This is a genomic window from Actinomadura terrae (assembly GCF_022751215.1).
Lineage (GTDB): Bacteria > Actinomycetota > Actinomycetes > Streptosporangiales > Streptosporangiaceae > Spirillospora > Spirillospora terrae.
In genome coordinates this window covers 454,092-470,740 of the sequence record NZ_JAICDG010000004.1, presented here as the reverse complement: position 1 = coordinate 470,740, position 16,649 = coordinate 454,092, and the positions used below count along the sequence as shown (strand labels likewise).

13 protein-coding genes and 1 pseudogene are annotated in these 16,649 nt (G+C 74.3%); 13 read left to right on the top strand and 1 reads right to left on the bottom strand.

All coding sequences use genetic code 11. The features are described 5' to 3' along the window. The first annotated feature begins 1 nt into the window (after position 1). The 7 genes from K2F47_RS26730 to K2F47_RS26700 are packed head-to-tail and all read left to right on the top strand — an operon-like array spanning position 2 to position 8,394. The gene (locus K2F47_RS26730; RefSeq protein WP_242908130.1) at positions 2 to 1,441 is read left to right on the top strand and encodes a sugar transferase; all 1,440 of its coding nucleotides are present in this window, start codon (positions 2 to 4) and stop codon (positions 1,439 to 1,441) included. Next, on the top strand, positions 1,438 to 2,754 hold the full coding sequence (locus K2F47_RS41510) for an O-antigen ligase family protein (RefSeq protein ID WP_242908128.1): 1,317 nt from the start codon (positions 1,438 to 1,440) through the stop codon (positions 2,752 to 2,754). Before K2F47_RS26730 ends, K2F47_RS41510 begins: the two co-directional genes overlap by 4 nt. Continuing rightward, positions 2,751 to 4,343: a lipid II flippase MurJ gene (locus tag K2F47_RS26720; RefSeq protein WP_242908126.1), complete on the top strand. Its 1,593-nt coding sequence runs from the start codon at positions 2,751 to 2,753 to the stop codon at positions 4,341 to 4,343. Before K2F47_RS41510 ends, K2F47_RS26720 begins: the two co-directional genes overlap by 4 nt. Beyond that, positions 4,340 to 5,092 (top strand): polysaccharide deacetylase family protein, encoded by a 753-nt coding sequence (locus K2F47_RS26715; protein WP_242908124.1) that lies wholly within the window; start codon positions 4,340 to 4,342, stop codon positions 5,090 to 5,092. The genes K2F47_RS26720 and K2F47_RS26715 overlap by 4 nt, the downstream gene beginning before the upstream one ends. Continuing rightward, complete coding sequence (locus K2F47_RS26710; protein WP_242908122.1) at positions 5,089 to 6,369, top strand: glycosyltransferase; 1,281 nt, start codon at positions 5,089 to 5,091, stop codon at positions 6,367 to 6,369. Before K2F47_RS26715 ends, K2F47_RS26710 begins: the two co-directional genes overlap by 4 nt. 13 nt (positions 6,370 to 6,382) lie before the next feature. Continuing rightward, the gene (locus K2F47_RS26705) at positions 6,383 to 7,129 is read left to right on the top strand and encodes a YveK family protein (RefSeq protein WP_242908120.1); all 747 of its coding nucleotides are present in this window, start codon (positions 6,383 to 6,385) and stop codon (positions 7,127 to 7,129) included. Between the two features lie 8 nt (positions 7,130 to 7,137). Next, positions 7,138 to 8,394 carry a glycosyltransferase gene (locus tag K2F47_RS26700; protein ID WP_242908118.1) on the top strand — a complete coding sequence of 419 codons (1,257 nt, stop codon included), beginning with the start codon at positions 7,138 to 7,140 and terminating at the stop codon, positions 8,392 to 8,394. A gap of 254 nt (positions 8,395 to 8,648) precedes the next feature. Here the strand turns inward: K2F47_RS26700 and K2F47_RS26695 are convergent. Continuing rightward, positions 8,649 to 8,858 (bottom strand): annotated as a pseudogene (locus K2F47_RS26695) (glycosyl hydrolase); the annotation flags it as partial. Between the two features lie 630 nt (positions 8,859 to 9,488). On the opposite strand from K2F47_RS26695, the gene K2F47_RS26690 reads away from it, so the two are divergent. The 6 genes from K2F47_RS26690 to K2F47_RS26665 all read left to right on the top strand — a co-directional run bounded on the left by K2F47_RS26690 (position 9,489) and on the right by K2F47_RS26665 (position 16,626). Further along, a complete protein-coding gene (locus K2F47_RS26690) occupies positions 9,489 to 10,886 on the top strand; it encodes a carboxylate--amine ligase (protein ID WP_242908116.1) in 1,398 nt (465 codons plus the stop codon). Further along, complete coding sequence (locus tag K2F47_RS26685) at positions 10,883 to 12,118, top strand: FAD-dependent oxidoreductase (RefSeq protein ID WP_242908114.1); 1,236 nt, start codon at positions 10,883 to 10,885, stop codon at positions 12,116 to 12,118. The genes K2F47_RS26690 and K2F47_RS26685 overlap by 4 nt, the downstream gene beginning before the upstream one ends. A 19-nt stretch (positions 12,119 to 12,137) precedes the next feature. Continuing rightward, positions 12,138 to 12,734, top strand: coding sequence for a TetR/AcrR family transcriptional regulator (locus K2F47_RS26680; protein WP_242908112.1), 597 nt, complete (start codon positions 12,138 to 12,140; stop codon positions 12,732 to 12,734). Positions 12,735 to 12,799: 65 nt separating this feature from the next. Then, entirely contained in the window at positions 12,800 to 13,564 is a 765-nt protein-coding gene (locus K2F47_RS26675; protein WP_242908110.1) for an SDR family NAD(P)-dependent oxidoreductase, read from the top strand. 97 nt (positions 13,565 to 13,661) lie between these two features. Further along, entirely contained in the window at positions 13,662 to 14,849 is a 1,188-nt protein-coding gene (locus K2F47_RS26670; RefSeq protein WP_242908108.1) for an ROK family transcriptional regulator, read from the top strand. Positions 14,850 to 15,009: 160 nt separating this feature from the next. Next, on the top strand, positions 15,010 to 16,626 hold the full coding sequence (locus K2F47_RS26665) for an ABC transporter substrate-binding protein (RefSeq protein WP_242908107.1): 1,617 nt from the start codon (positions 15,010 to 15,012) through the stop codon (positions 16,624 to 16,626). The last annotated feature ends 23 nt before the right edge of the window (positions 16,627 to 16,649 follow it).

Genomic DNA, 16,649 nt, shown 5'->3' with positions numbered 1-16,649 from the left:
AATGAGAGCCCAGGGGCTGAGCGCATCCCTCGACCCGGGGGCGCCCCGCTCGGATCTCTCTCCCACGTCCGGGGACGCCGCCGCCCTGCCCCTGCTGCCCGCCCGCCGCGCGGCCGGGTCCCGCCTGCTCGCCCGGTTGTATCCGGCGTGCCTCGCGCTCGCCGACGGCTGGGCCGCCTCGACGGCGGTCGCCTCCCTCCAGGTCCCGGCCAGGGGACCCTCGATGCTCGCGGCGGTGGTGGTGGTCGGGCTGAACGCGGCGGGCGGGCTGTACCGGGTCAGGCGCTGCCCCTCGCTGCTGGCCGACCTGCGCCCGCTGCTCGTCCGGGCGCTGGCCGCCGGGGTGCTGGTCGCGGCGCTGCTGCCCGGCTCGTCCTGGTTCACGGTGGTCTGGATCGGGGTGGTCGCGTGCGCGCTGTCGCTCGGGGCCCGCGCGGTCGCGCACGCCGCCGTCCGGACCTACCGGTGCCGCCGCACCCGCGCGCGGCTCGCGCTGGTCGTCGGCACCGGCGCGGCCGCCGCGCACGTCGTGCACCTGCTGCGGGTGCGCGGCGAGTTCGGGCTGGTGCCGGTCGGGCAGGTCACGGCGGGCCTGTCGGACGCGGCGGCCACGCTGCCCGTGCTCGGCGAGACCACCGACCTGCCCGCGCTCGTCCGCGACCACGGCGCCGACACGGTCATGGTCGTCGCCGAGGACATCGGCGCCGGACGGCTGGACGCGGTGCTGCGCGTCGCGTTCGGGCTGGCCTGCGAGACCCTGCTCGTCCAGCCGCCCTCGGACGTCGTGCCGGTGGCGGCGGCGCGGCGCGAGTACCTCGCCGGGCTGCCGTGCGCGCGGGTGGACTGGCCGCTGCGCGAGCCGGGCGCCCGGCTCGCCAAACGCGTGTTCGACCTCGTGGTGGCGAGCCTGCTGCTGGTCTTCGCCGCGCCGCTGCTCGCGGCGTGCGCGCTGGCCGTCCGGCTGGAGGGCGGGCGCGGCGTGCTGTTCCGGCAGCGGCGGGTCGGGCTCGGCGGCGAGGAGTTCGTGCTGCTGAAGTTCCGCACGCTGAAGCCGGTGGACGAGGAGGAGTCCGACACCCGCTGGACGGTCGAGGACGACGACCGCGTCGGCCCCGTCGGACGGTTCCTGCGGCGCTCCTCCTTCGACGAGCTGCCGCAGCTGTGGAACGTCGTCCGGGGCGACATGAGCCTGGTCGGGCCGCGCCCGGAACGTCCGCATTTCGTCGAGCAGTTCTCCCGGACGTGCCCCGGCTACCGGCTGCGGCACCGCGTCCCGGTGGGGATGACGGGCTGGGCGCAGGTGCACGGGTTCCGGGGCGACACGTCCATCGAACTGCGGGCGCGCCTGGACAACCACTACATCGACCACTGGTCGTTCGCGTCCGACCTGCGGATACTGCTGCTGACCGCGCGGGCCCTGCTCTGCCGGGACCCCGGGTGAACGCGCACGCGGTGGCCGCGCGCCCCGTCTGGACGAGGCCCGAGATCGCGGCCTGGGCGCGGCGGCCGAGCTGGCCGGTCGCGGCGACCGTCCTGTGCGTCGGCGTTCCGGCCGGAGGAGCCGGGGCGGGCGACGGGGTGCAGGTCACGATCGGGGACGTCGCGAGCGCCGGGCTCGTGCTACTCGCGGTGTTCCTCGCCGTGACGCGGCGGGTCGAGGTGCCGCGCGCGGCGCCGCTCGCGTTCGGGCCGCTGGTGGTCGGGCTCGGCGTCAGCACGGTGTGCTCGTCCGACATCGGGACGAGCCTGCCCGGCTACGCGCGCGGCCTCCAGATCTTCGTGCTGGTGCCGCTGGCGGTCGTGCTGCTCGTCCGGGACCGCCGCGACCTCGGCATCGTCTGCGCGTCCGTGCTGCTCCTCGGTCTCGGGGAGGCGGCCTACGGCATCTGGCAGTCGACGAGCGGGAACGGCGCGACGATCGACGGGCGGGCGATCCGCGCGGTCGGGACGTTCGGCGCCGTCGACGTCATGGCGCTGTCGGTCGTCGCCGGGTTCGCCGTCCTGATCCTGACCGCGTTCGCGCTGCACGCGCCCCGGCACGGGCCGGTCGCGGTCGTCGCCGCGCTCGGCGGGCTCGGGGTGCTGGCGGTCGCGCTGGCGGGCGCGCTCAGCCGGGGCACCTGGCTCGCGCTCGGCGCCGCCGCCGTGCTGATGCTGGTCGTCTACGACCGGTGGGTCGCGGTGCGGACGCTGGCGTGCTGCGCCGCGCTGCTGCTCGTCGTGGTCGCGGGGCTCGGCGGCGGGGCGCAGGCGGTGGTCGCGCGGTCCAGGTCGATCGCGAGCGCCGTCACGTCCTCCCCCGACCAGTCGGTCAGCGACCGGTACCTGCTGTGGGGCGCGGCCGAACGGATCTGGGAGGACCACCCGCTCACCGGCGTCGGCGTGAAGAACTTCCCCGCCTACCGCGACACCTACGCGACGATCGAGCTGTCGTCCGGCAGCGAGACGCAGGACCCGGTCAACGGATACGTCCGCCAGCCGCTGCTGTCGCCGCACAACGAGTACCTGCTGATCCTGTCCGAGCAGGGCGTCGCGGGGTTCGCCGGGTTCGCGGCGCTGGTGGCGGTGATCCTCGGCGGGCTGTGGACGCGGCGCCGCGTCCGCGACCCGTTCTGGCTGATCGGCGCCGGGACCATGGCGTTCCTGCTGACCAACTTCCTCTACGCCGACCTCGGCGGGCCGACCTGCGTGCTGACCGCGATCCTGCTCGGCGCGGTGACCGCGCGGGCCCTCGGCCTGGACCCGGAGCCGTGACCGCCACCGGGACCGCCCCGCGCCGGGTCGCGGAGGAGCGCCGGACGTCGGTCGGACGGGCCGCCGCGCTGTCGGCCGCGCTGATCGCGGGCGGCACCGTGCTCGGGTTCCTGCGCGACCTCGCGATGGCGGCCCTGTTCGGCGCGAGCGGCAGCACCGACGCGTTCCTCGTCGCCTGGACGATCCCCGAGACCGTGTCGCCGCTGCTCATCGAGGACGCGATGGCGCTGCTGATGGTCCCCGCCGTCACGCGGCTGCTCGCGGGCGGGCGGGGGGTGCGGCCGTTCGTCCTCGCGACGCTGCCGCACATGGTCGCGGGCCTGGCGCTGGTCACGCTGTTGCTCGCGGTCGGCGCGCCGTTCCTCGTCGGCGTGCTCGCGCCCGGGCTGACGCAGGTGGGGCCCGCCGTGCTGTGCGTCCGGCTGACAGCGGTCACGGTCGTGACGTTCGGGATCGCGGGGTTCATGAGCGCGACGCTGCGCGCCCACCATCGGTTCGGGCCCCCGGCGGCGATCTACCTCGCCTACAACGTCGGCATCCTCGCGCTGATCGCGGGGCTGTCCGGCCTGGTCGGCATCACGAGCGCGGCGATCGGCGTCGCGTGCGGGAGTGTTCTGATGGTCGCGGTGCAGGCGCCCGCGTTCCTGCGGTGCCTGCGCTCGGGGTCCGGCCTCTCGGTGGAGAAGAACGAGTTCCGGCTCGAAGTCGCGGCCGTCGTGCCCATCGTCGTGTACACGGTGACGCGGCAGGCGCAGGTGTTCGTCGAGCGGTTCCTCGGCTCGGGGCTCGCCGCCGGGTCGATCTCGCAGCTCAACTACGCGCAGAAAGTCGCGCAGGTGCCGATGGTGCTGTCGCTGCTGATCGTCACGGTGACGTTCCCGAGGCTCGCGCGCGCCTCGGCGGACGGCGACACCCGCCGCGTCGCCGTCCGGATCCAGCGCGACCTCGCCGCCGTCAGCGGCATGGTGCTGTGCGCGACCGCCTTCCTCGTCGCGTTCGCGCCCGCCATCGTCGCGGCGCTGTTCGAGCACGGCGCGTTCACCTCCGCCGACACCGCGGAGACCGCCGCGATCATGCGGGTGTACGCGCTCGGGCTGTGGGGGCAGACGACGGTGGGCCTCGCCGCGCGGGCGTTCTTCGCGCACGGGCGCCCGACGTGGCGTCCGGCCGCCGTCCTCGCCGTGGGGCTCGCCGTGACCGCCGTGATCGGTGCCGTGTTCACCGCCGTCGCCGGGACGGTCGCGCTGGCCGCCGCGAACGCCGCCGGGATCACGCTCGCGGCCGTGCTGATGCTGGCCGGGGTGCGGCGGCGGGTCGCGCCGATCTCGCTGCGCCGGATCGGCGCGGACGTCGCGCGGCTCGTGCTCGTCGCGTCCGGGGCCTGCGCGGCGGGTCTGCTGGTGGCCGCCGTGGGCGGCCCGCCCCTCGTCCGGCTGGTCGTGGGCGGGGTCGCGACCGTCCTGACCTTCGCCGGGCTGGTCGCGCTCGCCGGTCGGCACCTCATCACCACCTGGCTCAGCACCACCTGGATCAGCACAGGCAGCATCGCGGGGCGCGGCCCCGCCGAACCGCAGGAGGACGATCAGTGAGGGAACCCGCCACACGTGTCACCGGGGTCGCCCGGCCGGTGGAGGCGCTCCGGCCGGCGCCCTGGGTGTTGATGTACCACTCGGTCGACAACTACCGCGAGGACCCGCACCTCGTCACGGTCTCGCCGCGCCGCTTCGAGGGCCAGCTCGCCTGGATGCGGGCGCGCGGCCTGCGCGGCGTCGGCATGGCGGAGCTGCTCCGGGCGCGGGACGCGGGCGACGCGCACGGCCTCGTCGGGCTCACCTTCGACGACGGCTACGCCGACTTCGCGACCCGGGCCGTCCCGGCGCTGGTGCGGTTCGGGTTCGGCGCGACGGTGTTCGTCGTCTCCGGACGGATCGGCTCCTACAACGCCTGGGACGACGGCCCGCGCAAACCGCTGATGACCGTCGACCAGATCCGGACCGTCGCCGACGCGGGCATGGAGGTCGGCTCGCACGGGCGGCACCACGTGCCGCTCACCGAGACCGGCGGCTGCGAGCTGCGGGAGGAGCTGGAGGAGAGCCGCGCGAGCCTGGAGGACGTGCTTGACCGTCCGGTCACCGGGTTCGCCTACCCCTACGGCGCGGCCACCGGACGCGAGATCGAGGCGGTACGGGCGGCGGGCTACGACTACGCGTGCGACATCCGCCCGGCCGAGCCGGGACGGCACGCGCTGCCCCGCACCTACGTCGGCGACCGCGACCGGCGGCTCCGGCTGCGCGCCAAGCTCGCCCGGCACGAGCTCCGGCGCCGGAGCCGCGTATGACGGCGGGCGCGGCGGGCACGGCGGGCGCGGTGGGCGCGGTGGGCGCGCCGGGGGCTGCGGGGGCGCGGGCGACGCGGGTGCTGCACGTGATCACCGGGCTCGACGCCGGGGGTGCGGAACGCCAGCTCGCGCTGCTGCTGCGGCACTGGCGGGAGGACCGGTCGCTGCGGTGCGAGGTCGCGTCGCTGACCCGCGCCGGGATGGTCGGCGCCGCGCTCCTGGACGAGGGGATCGCCGTCCACGAGATCGGCATGCGCGGCAACCGCGACCCGTCCGCGCTGCCGAGGCTCGCGCGGCTGATCCGGGCGGGACGGTACGACGTCGTCCACACCCACCTCTACCGCGCCTGCGTGTACGGGCGGATCGCCGCCCGCCTCGCCGGGGCCCCGCGCGTGATCGCCACCGAGCACTCGCTCGGCGACGGCCTCATCGAGGGCCGCCCGACGACCCGCGGCGTCCGCGCGCTCTACCGGGCGACCGAGCGGCTCGGGACGCTGACCGTGGCCGTGTCGCCGACCGTCGCCGCCCGGCTGCGCGGCTGGGGCGTGCCGCCCGGCCGGATCGTCGTGATCCCCAACGGGATCGACGCCGCCGCCTTCGCGTTCGACCCCGCGCGGCGCGCCGAGACGCGGGCCCGGTTCGGGATCGGCCCGGCGGAGTTCGTCGTCGGCGGCGCCGGACGGCTCGTCCCGGGCAAGCGGTTCGACCTGCTCATCGACGCGTTCGCGCGGCTGCCGGGCGCGCCGTGGCTGCTGGTCGCCGGGGCCGGGGCCGAGCGGGACGCGCTCGGCCGGCTCGCCGCGCGCCGCGGCGTCGCCACCCGCGTGATCTTCGCCGGGGCGACCGACGACATGCCGGGCGTGCTGGCGGCGATGGACGTGCTGGCGGCGCCGTCCGTCCAGGAGACGTTCGGGCTCGGGGTGCTGGAGGGGCTCGCCGCCGGGCTGCCGGTCCGGTACACGTCCTGCCCCGCGCTCGACGACCTTCCCGCCGACCCGCCGTCCGGTGATGACGCGGACGCGGTGCGCCTGCCCACCGACGTCGACGCCTGGGCCGCCGAGCTCGCCCGCCTCGCCGAGGGCGCGCGCGTGCCCGTGCCGCCGTCGGGTGATGTTCCGCCATCGGGGGACGCGGCGCCGGTGGGGGACGCGGCGCCGGTGGGGCGGCGGCCCGTCCCCGCCGTCGTCGGCCGCTACGCCGTCGCCGAGCAGGCGGGCAGGCTCGCCCGGCTCTACCAGACCGCCATGCCGAACGACATGCGGTGCCGACCGACATGAGGAAGGGCTTGTGATGCCGCAGCGTGAAGCCATCGAGCCGGAGGACGAGATCGCCGAGCCGCCGGACCCGGACGGGCCCGCCGACGGGGGGAGCGGGTTCCTCGCGCGGCGCGTCGGGCGTCCGGCCGCCGCGTTCGGCAGGCGGTTCGGGCCGGCGCTCGCGCTCGTCCTGACCGGGACGCTCGGCGGGCTCGGCTACTCCCTGGTCGTGCCCGCGACCTACACCGCCACCGCGTACGTGCTGGTCGTGGGCGAGGGTCCGGGCGGCGCGACCGGTCCCGCGGCGGTCAGCTTCGCGCAGGCCTACGGACGCCTCGCGCCGCTCCCGGAGACGCTCGACCACTCCGCCCTTCCGCTGCCGAAGACCGCGCCCGGCACGACCCGCGAGCACATCCAGGCGTCCACCTCGCCGGAGACGCCGCTGGTCCGGCTGACCGGCAGCGGCGCGAGCGCGGCCGACGCCGCCGGGTTCGCCAACGCCGCCGCCGACGCGCTCGTCCGCTACGGCACGTCCCACCGGACCGACACCGGCGTGCGCGTCGCGCTGATGAGCCTCGCCGCCCGGCCCGCCGCGCCCACCTCGCCCAACCTTCCGCTGGACGTCGCGGTCGGGACCGCCTCCGGGGTGCTGCTCGCCGGGCTCGGCGCCGCGATCCTGAGCGGGCGGCGCCGGAAGGGCTCGCACGACGCGGCGTCCCGTCCCCGGCAGGCGTCCGCCGGGAACGCCGGGAACGCCGCGAACTCTGCGAACGGGGTCTGAGCGCCCGCATGACCGGGGACGGCGCCGGGCGGCTCCGGGTGCTGCACGTCAGCCAGCCGAACGCGGGCGGGGTGGCCGTCTATATCGGCCAGGTGGTCCGCGACCAGCGGCGACGCGGCTGGGACGTCGCCGTGGCGTGCCCGGTCGGCGGTGATCTGCCGAGGCGCTGCGCCGCCGCCGGCGTGCCCTGGTTCGGCTGGGACGCGGCCCGCGCGCCCGGCCCCGGGACGCTGCCGGAGGCGGTGCGGCTGCGCCGGCTCGTCCGGGGGTTCGCGCCGGACGTCGTCCACCTGCACTCCTCTAAGGCGGGCCTCGCCGGACGGCTCGCGCCCCAGGCGCCGACGATCTTCCAGCCGCACGGCTGGTCCTGGCTCGCCGCCACCGGGCGGCAGGCGTCGTTCAGCACGTTGTGGGAACGGTACGCGGCGGGCCGCACCGGCGCGCTCGTCTGCGTCGGCGAGGGCGAACTGCGCGAAGGCATGCGCGCGGGGGTGCGCGGGCCGTACCGGCTGGTCCGCAACGGGGTGGACCGGCGGCGGTTCCATCCGGCCGACGGCGTGGCCCGGCTCGCCGCGCGGACCCGGCTCGGGCTGCCCGCCGATGCCCCGCTCGTCCTGTGCGTCGGCCGTCTGACCAGGCAGAAGGGGCAGGACGTCCTGATCGCGGCCTGGCCCGCCGTCAGCGCGCGCTGCCCGGGGGCGCGGCTCGTCCTGGTCGGGGACGGCGAGGACCTCGACCGGCTGCGCGGGCGCGCCCCGGTGGGCGTGCTGTTCGTCCCGGCGGTCGCGGACCCCCGGGACTGGCTGCGCGCCGCGTCCCTCGTCGCGCTGCCGTCCCGCTGGGAGGGGCTGCCGCTGACGGCGCTGGAGGCGATCGCCATGGGCCGCTGCCTCGTCGGGACGGACATCCCGGGCATCCGCGAGGTCGTCCGCCCCGGCTGCGGAGCGCTCGTCCCGCCGGACGACCCGGCCGCGCTCGCCGCCGCGATCGCGCCCCGGCTGCTGTCGCCCGGCGTCGCCGAGGAGGAGGGGCACGCGGCGGCGGTGGCGGCGGCGGCCTTCGACCTCACCGGCACGCTGTCGATGCTCGCCGCCGTCACCCGCGACGTCGCCTCAGGTCAGCCCGGGGTCGGCGCGGGCGCGATCGGCGGGGGCACGGTGAACGGCGGCGTCATCGGCGGCTCGACCGGCGCGGGTACAGGCGCAGGTAGGGGCGCGGGCGTGGTGAGCGAGGGCGCGGTGGTGCCGCCGAACAGCTCCCGGTAGGCGGCGGACGAGCGCGGGTTCTGCCCGCAGCCCCAGACGCCGTGCGGGCAGTAGTCGGTGATCGTCTGGTAGACGACGTCGTGCGAGGCGATCCAGTCGTGCATTCCCCGGATGAACTCCGGGTTGTCGGAGTTGTGGAACAGGCCCCATTCTGGGAAAGAGATGGGTTTACCGTGGGCGGCGGCGAAATCCGCCTGCATCCGCAGCCCGTACGGTTCGTTGACGTAGTCCTGGAATGTCTTTCCCTGGGGTTGGTCGTAGGTGTCGGAGCCGATGATGTCCACGACGTCGTCACCCGGGTAGCAGCTCGTCCAGGGAATGGTGTCCGGCCCGCGCGTCGGCGCGAAATCGAACCGGAACGCCGCGCCCTGGACACCCCGCATGGACGCGACGATACGCCGCCAGTACCCTTTCCACGCCGCCGGATCGGGCGAGCAGCGCCCGCCGTAGGTCTTCCCGTTCATTTCCCATCCGAGCACGATGATCGTGTCGTTCACGCCCAGCGAGACGAGGCGCCGGGCGAGCGTCCGGTAGTGCTCGTCGAACAGGCCGAGGGCGCCGGCGCGCAGCAGCGAGGGCAGTGCGGGCGAGGGCAGCCGGGCCTCGTTCGGCGCCATCATCGGCACGTTGACGACCAGTGACCTGCGCGGATCCGCCAGCCGCCAGCGCGCCCACGGCCGCAGGATCTGCTCCGGGCCCTCCACGCCGGGCCAGCCGTCGCCCGGCAGGTAGGTGTGCCCGACCGTCACCGGCGCGCCGAGCCATTCCTGGAACCCCGCCACTTTCGCCACCCCTTCGGGACCGGAGCCGAGAAAGGCGCCCAACGGCACATATTTCGACGGATGCGCCGCGGCCCGGGGCTCGACACAGGTGATCAGAGAGGACGCCGTGAGCGCGGCCAGGACCGCGGACACGGCCATAACGGGAGGGAGCGGGTAGCGCGGAACATGCCTTTGCCGACGGCGCCGGAATGGCCGCCCGGCTGGATGGATATCCGCAGCTCGCATGCGTATCGTATGCCCTCTGGCGTTGACCGTGAACGAATCGGCCGAGGGGCCGACGGGAGAATTTACCTTACGACGAGGAAGGCTACTGTGCGCCACAACTCGCGGGCGTCCCTCGACACGCGCCCCCCGGGAACACCGCCGCTGGACCCGGGGCTGCCCGTCCTGCTGCTGCGCACGAATCACAATTTCTTCCACCACGGCACGCTCGGGGCGATCCGCACGCTCGGCCGCGCGGGCGTCCCGGTGCACGCGATCCTGGAGGGGCGCGGCAACCCGGTGTCGCGCTCCCGGTACCTGCGCCAGGGGCATCCGTGGGCGCCCCCGGTCGACCGGCCGTCCGCGTTGGTCAGCCATCTGCGGGTGATCGCCGAACGGGTCGGCGGGGCGGCGCTGCTGCTGCCCGTGGACGACGCGGGCGCGATCTTCGTCGCCGAGCACGCCGACGCGCTCGCCCCCGCGTTCGTGTTCCCCCGCCAGGACCCGGACGTCCCCCGCCTCGTCGCCGACAAGGCACGCCTCCTCGACGCCTGCGCCGGATACGGCCTCGCCTGCCCCGAGAGCCGCACGCCCGGCACGTCCGCCGAGGTCGACGCCGCCGCCCGCGCGTTCGGCCTGCCGCTCGTCGCCAAGTGGGCGCGGCCGTGGCGGCTCGGCCCCGGGCTGCGCAGCACGACGCTCGTCCACACCCGCGAGGACGCGCACCGCCTGCTCGCCGCCTCCCACGACGCCGGACCGCTGATCCTCCAGCGGCACATCCCGTCCGGCGGCGGCGACTGGTTCTTCCACGGCTACTTCGACGGCGCCCTCGACTGCCTCTTCGGCGGGACGGGCCGCAAGCACCTCGCGCACCCCCCGCAGGCCGGGCACACCGTCTCGGGCGAATGGGTCGACAACCCCGAACTCGCCGAACTCGCGATCAGGGCCGTCCGGCTGCTCGGCTGCCGCGGCCTCGTCGACCTGGACTTCCGCCGCGACCCCCGCACCGGCGCCTACCACCTGCTCGACTTCAACCCCCGGATCGGCGCGCAGTTCCGGCTGTTCACCGACCGGCGCGGCCTCGACCTCGCCCGCGTCCTGCACCTGCACCAGTCCGGACGCCGCGTCCCGCGCCCCCGTCCCGCCTACGGGCGCCGCCTCCTGGTGGAGAACGACTACCTCCGCCAGGCCCTGCGCCGCCCCTTCCGCCGCGACGCGCCACCCCGGGGCGCGCTTCGCCGCGCCGACGAACTGGCCTGGTACGCCGGAGACGACCTGCCGCCCTTCCTCGCGATGGGCCGCCGCACCCTCCTCACCGCCACCCGCCGCACCCTCGGCGGACGTAGTTCAGGCCGCGAATCCAACGGAGGTACCTCAGGCCGCGATTCCCGCGGACGTACTTCAGGCCGCGACGATCCCGGCGGACGTAGTTCAGGCCGCGAATCCGGCGGACGTAGTTCAGGCCGCCTGGATGACACGCACGATTCACACACGGGGGAACGAGAATGAACGAGTCGGCCAGCGACGTCGTCATCGTCGGCGCCGGACCCTACGGGCTCTCGGCGGCCGCGCACCTGCGGAACGTCGGGCTGGAGGTCAGGGTCATCGGGACGCCGATGCGCTTCTGGGAGGAGAACATGCCCGAGGGCATGTTCCTGAAGTCCGAGCCCTTCGCCTCCAACCTGGGGGCGCCGCAGGCGGGGCTGGCCTTCACCGACCGCCATCCCGGGTGGCGGACGGGCCAGCCGATCCCCCTCGACACGTTCGTCGCCTACGGTCGCTGGTTCGCGGCCGAGGCCGTCCCCGACATCGAGGACGCCGAGGTGGTCAGCGTCGAGCGCGGGGGCCCGGCCGGGTACGTCGTCACGCTGTCCACGGGCGAGACGGCGGTGACGCGCACCGTCGTCCTCGCGGTCGGCGTGGGGCCGTTCGCCCATATTCCGGATGAGCTGTCCGGGATGCCGTCCTGGCTCCTCTCGCACAGCAGCGCCCACCGCGACCTGTCGCTGTTCGCGGGCAAGGACGTCGTGGTCGTGGGCGCGGGGCAGTCCGCGCTGGAGACGGCCGTGCTGCTGGCCGACGCGGGCAGCCGCCCGCACGTCATCGCGCGGCGCTCGACGCTCGACTGGAACACGGTCCCGCAGGAGCCGCGCCCGCTCCGCGCGAAGATCGCCGGCGGCCCCCGGTCGGGCCTCGGCACCGGGTACCGGACGTGGCTGTGGGCGGAGCGGCCCGGCCTCGTCCGCCACCTGCCCTACCGGCGGCGGCAGCGGATCGTCCGGGAGACGCTCCCGCCCGCCGGGGCGTGGTGGCTGCGCGACCGCCTCGACGCGCGCGTCCAGGTCACGACCGGGCGGCAGCTGGTGAAGGCGGTCGAGCAGGACGACGGCATCGCGCTCACCACCGTGGACCGCACCGGCGACCGCCTCGTCATCGAGGCCGACCACATCATCGCCGCGACCGGCTTCGTCCCGAACGTCCAGCGACTGACGATGCTCTCGCCCGAGATCCGCGTCCGCGTCGACACCCGCCTCGGCGCCCCGGTGCTGACCCGCGACTTCGAGTCCTCGCTGCCCGGCCTGTACTTCACGGGCCTGGCCGCAGCCGCGACGTTCGGGCCCGTGATGCGCTTCGTCCACGGCTCGGACTTCGCGGGCCGCCGGATAGCCCACCACATCATCCGCCGGACGCCGCAGCTCCGCCCGGCGCCCCGCACCCTGGAGCCCGAGGGCAACACGTGACGAGCCAGAATGGGCGTCCGTGGACAGGAAGCTCACGGCCAAGGGCCGCGCCACCCGCGAGCGGATCATCGAGGGCGCGGCCGAGGTGATGCGCGAGCTGGGCGTGCCGTTCGCCACCCTGGAGGACGTCATGGCGCGGACCCGCGCCAGCAAGAGCCAGCTCTTCCACTACTTCCCCGAGGGCAAGGACGAGCTGCTCCTGGCGGTCGCGCAGCACGAGGCCGACCAGGTCCTGGAGGACCAGCAGCCCTATCTCGGACGCCTCGACTCCTGGGACGCCTGGCAGCGGTGGCGCGACCTCGTGGTCGAGCGCTACGAGGAGCAGGGCGACCGCTGCCCGCTCGGCTCGCTGTTCCTGCATGTCGGCCGCTCCACACCCGGCGCCCGGGCGATCGTGGTGGAGCTGATGCGCCAGTGGCAGGCCGGGATCGCCGCCGGTATCCGCGCACTCCAGTCGGCGGGGGAGCTGCCGTCCGACACCGACGTCGAGCAGCGGGCGGCGGCGATCCTGGCGGGTATCCAGGGCGGTGTGACGATCCTCCAGTCCACGGGCAGTTCCACCCACCTACGCGCCGCCCTGGACCAGGCGCTGGCCGACCTGCGCGCCGCCCGCTGATTGGACTTGCGAGTCCATTTTTCACCTCACAGAGTGTTGTTACCGCAACTACTTGGGAGCGAGTGATGAGTGGACGTTTGCAGGGCCGCCGGGCGCTGGTGACCGGATCGACGAGCAACATCGGTCGGGCGATCGCGGAGGCGTTCGCGGCCGAGGGCGCACACGTGATCGTGTCCGGACGCAATGCCGAGCGCGGCGAGGAGGTCGTCACCGGAATCCGGGCGCGGGGCGGCCGCGCCGACTTCGTCCAGTCGGACCTGGACGGCAGCGCCGAGGCCTCGGCCGGGCTGGCGAAGGCCGCGACGGCCGCGCTGGGCGGCGGCATCGACATCCTGGTCAACAACGCCGGGATCTACCCGGGTGACACCACGGCGGGCACCGACGAGAAGACCTTCGACGAGGTCTACGCGGTCAACGTCAAGGCGCCCTTCTTCCTGACCGCCGCGATCGCCCCCGCGATGGCCGGGTCCGGCGGCGGCGCGATCATCAATCTGGGCTCCTGGATCGCCCGGCTGGGCGTCCCGATGGGCGCGCTCTACAGCTCCACCAAGGGCGCGATGGAGACCCTCACCCGCGCCTGGGCCGCCGAGTTCGGCCCCCGCGACGTGCGCGTGAACGCGATCTCCCCCGGCGTGATCCTGGAACCCGACCCGGGCGCCCCGAGCCCGGGCGAGGCGATGATGAACGGGACTCCGGCGGGTGAGATGGGCAAGCCTCAGACGATCGCGCACGCCGCCGTCTACCTGGCGAGCGAGGAGGCCGCCTTCGTCCACGGCATCACCCTGGACGTGGACGGCGGCCGGACCACCACGGCCGTGATCGCCGCCTGACCCCGCCCTGGAAGGCGCGAACGACCAGGTGATCCGGTGCGCCACGGCGATACGCTGATGGTTCAAAGCTTGTTGGCACCAGGGGAGTGTTGGGGCGATGGGACCAGGCGGCGGGGCGCTCGCGGAGCTGCGGCGGGGGAACCTGGAGAAGGTCGTTTCGGCCCTCCGACAGGGCGGGACGTTGTCCCAGTCCGAGCTGGCGAGGATGACGGGCCTGTCGGAGGCCACGGTCTCGAATCTCGTCCGTGTACTCATCGAGGACGACCGGGTCAAACTCTCGAAGGGACGGCGGAACGGCCGCCGGGTCAACCTGGTCGAGCTGGACGCGGCCGCCGGGGAACTGGCGCTGGCGGTCACGGTCGGGCGCGAGACGATCAGCGCGGCGGCGGTCGACCACGAGGGATCGGTGCTGGTGGAGCGGGCGTGCCCGCGCGGGGCGGACCTTCCCTACGAGGCGGAGCGGTCCGCCCTCGTCCGGCTGATCGACGAGGTGCGCGCCGACGGCGAGGTCGCGGCGCGGCCGCTCGCCGGGGTGGGGCTCGCGCTGTGCGTGTCGATCGACCCCGTCTCGGGCACGGTCCCGGAGGTGTCCGGCGGACGGCTGCCCGCGTTCGACCCCTCCTGGTACGGCGCCGACGTCACGGGCGAGTTGAGCGAGCAGGTCGGGCTTCCGGTACAGCTGATCAACGACGGCGACGCCGCGCTGCTGGCCGAGGCTCGCTGGGGCGCCGCGCGGGGCTGCCGGGACGTGCTCTACCTGCACCTGAGCGCCGGGGTCGGCGGCGCGATGCTGCTCGGCGGGCTGCTGTACCGGGGCGGGCTCGGCGGGATCGGGGAACTCGGGCATTCCTCCACGGACGCGAACGGCAGGCTGTGCGCCTGCGGTAACCGCGGCTGCCTGGAGACGAAGGTCGGCGGGCAGGCGCTGCTCGGCCACGTCGCCGCCCTGCACGGGGACGACCTCACCCTCGGACGGCTCGCCGGGCTGGCCCGGGCCGGCGACCCCGGCTGCGTCCGGATCGTCACCGACGCGGCGCAGGACATCGTCACCGGGCTCGCGAACGTCGTCGCGGTGCTCGCGCCCGAGCGGCTCGTCCTCGGCGGCGAACTGGCGGACGCCGGGCCCGCGCTCCTGGACCCGGTCGGCCGGGGCATGCGGAGGATGGCGAGCCCGCGCAACTGGCGCGGCAGCGTCGTCCTGGCCGAACTGGGCGGGCAGGCCGTCGCGCGCGGCGCGGCGCGGTTCGCGTTCGGCGGCAGTGAACTCTGTCTTCAGTCTTTGTAGGTAGCAGCCCAATCTGAGGTTCTATCAATTTAGAGCTTGCGGTGGCTGCCGCATGCGTCCTACGGTGTGCTCACAGTAAGTGACCTGCACCGCAATGAGCATTTTGCCTGGTCGCGTGTGCCTCGGTCCTTATCGACTGCCTTCAAAGTATGGAGAGATCGTGGTCGACAGGAAGAAGAACCACCGACCTGTAAGGGCGCACCTAAAGGCGCACCGCAGCCGCCGGGCGAGCCTTCTCGGCGGCGCCGTGCTGGTCGCCGGGCTCGCCGCCGCCTGCGGAGGCGGGGCGGGCGGCGCGGTGGGCAACCCGGCGCGGCAGAACCCCGACACGCTCACGATCGCGGTCGCCGCGCCGCCGCAGAGCCTGAACCCGGCGCTCGCGGGTAACGGCGACCCCCTGATCATTCCGGTGGAGCTCGCGTACGACCCGCTGATCTACCTCAAGCCCGACGGAACCTTCGCGCCCGGCCTCGCCACCGGGTGGCGCTTCGTCGGCTCGGGCAACAAGGTGTTCGAGCTGGATCTGCGTCCGGGCGTGAAGTTCAGCGACGGGTCGGCGCTGACCGCGCAGGGGGTGGCGGACTACTTCGCCTACTTCGCGAAGGCGGGCGGGCTCGGCGCGTCCCGCGTCCAGAACTTCGAGAAGGTCACCGCGACCGGGCCGCTGAGCCTGCGGATCGAGCTGAAAGCGGCCAATCCCGAACTGCCCTACATCCTGACGCAGGGCTTCGCGATCGGCGACGTGGTCAGCCCGGCCGGGCTCAAGGACCCGAACAGGCTCGGCACCTCGACCGCCGGAGCCGGGCAGTACGTCCTGGACGCGGGCGGGAGCGTCACCAACCAGTCGTACACGTTCACCCCGAACCCGAACTACTGGAACCCGAAGGCGATCCGGTGGAAGAAGGTCGTCGTCAAGGTCATCCCCGACGCCAACGCCGTCCTCGGCGCCATGCGCGCCGGGCAGGTGGACTACATGATCAGCGACTCCAAGAACGCCGACGCCGCGAAGCAGGCGGGGTTCGAGGTGCGCACCTGGCCCTATCTGTTCGGCCACGTCCAGCTGCTCGACCGCCAGGGGACGCAGGTAAAGGCGCTCGGCGACGTCCGCGTCCGCCAGGCGCTGAACCACGCGATCGACCGGAAGGCGCTGGCCAAGGCGCTCTTCGGGAAGTACGCCACGCCGAGCGACCAGATCCTCCTGCCCAAGGCGGACGGGTACGACCCGGCCCTGGACGGCCACTACGCCTACGATCCCGCGAAGGCGAAGAACCTGCTCGCGCAGGCGGGCTACCCCGGCGGGTTCTCGATGACGATGGCGGCCTACAACCTGCAACCGGGGGAGACCGACGCGGCCCAGGCCGTCGCGAGCTACTGGTCGAAGATCGGCGTCAAGGCGAAGATCGAGGTTCCGGTCAGCATCAGCGCCTACACCGCCGGGCTCACCGGCAGGAAGTACCAGGCGCAGATGTTCGAGTACGGCGGCCTGCCGATGTATCTCGTGGCCGACCAGCTGCTCAATTCCGGAAGCCTGTTCAACCCCTTCAACAACACCGACCCTCGGATCGCCGCGCTGATGCGGGAGGGGGCCGCCGCCGACGACGCGTCGCGTCCGGCCGTCTACAGGCGGTTGCAGAAGGTCCTCGTCGAGCAGGCGTGGTTCGTGCCGTTCGCGAGCATCGACAAGGTCACGGTCTCCCGGCCCGGGCTGGAGGGCGTCACGGCGTCGCCGAGGTCGCCCGACCCGAACCCGGTCTTCTTCACCGCCGCACACGGCTGACCCATTGCGGCGCGTTTTCCTGA

Excerpts from the sequence above, each read along its gene's own strand:
- K2F47_RS26730 (WP_242908130.1), top strand. The coding sequence starts at position 2 with ATGAGAGCCCAGGGGCTGAGCGCATCCCTCGACCCGGGGGCGCCCCGC.
- K2F47_RS26710 (WP_242908122.1), top strand. The coding sequence starts at position 5,089 with ATGACGGCGGGCGCGGCGGGCACGGCGGGCGCGGTGGGCGCGGTGGGC.
- K2F47_RS26705 (WP_242908120.1), top strand. The coding sequence starts at position 6,383 with ATGCCGCAGCGTGAAGCCATCGAGCCGGAGGACGAGATCGCCGAGCCG.
- K2F47_RS26700 (WP_242908118.1), top strand. The coding sequence starts at position 7,138 with ATGACCGGGGACGGCGCCGGGCGGCTCCGGGTGCTGCACGTCAGCCAG.
- K2F47_RS26685 (WP_242908114.1), top strand. The coding sequence starts at position 10,883 with ATGAACGAGTCGGCCAGCGACGTCGTCATCGTCGGCGCCGGACCCTAC.
- K2F47_RS26675 (WP_242908110.1), top strand. The coding sequence starts at position 12,800 with ATGAGTGGACGTTTGCAGGGCCGCCGGGCGCTGGTGACCGGATCGACG.
- K2F47_RS26670 (WP_242908108.1), top strand. The coding sequence starts at position 13,662 with ATGGGACCAGGCGGCGGGGCGCTCGCGGAGCTGCGGCGGGGGAACCTG.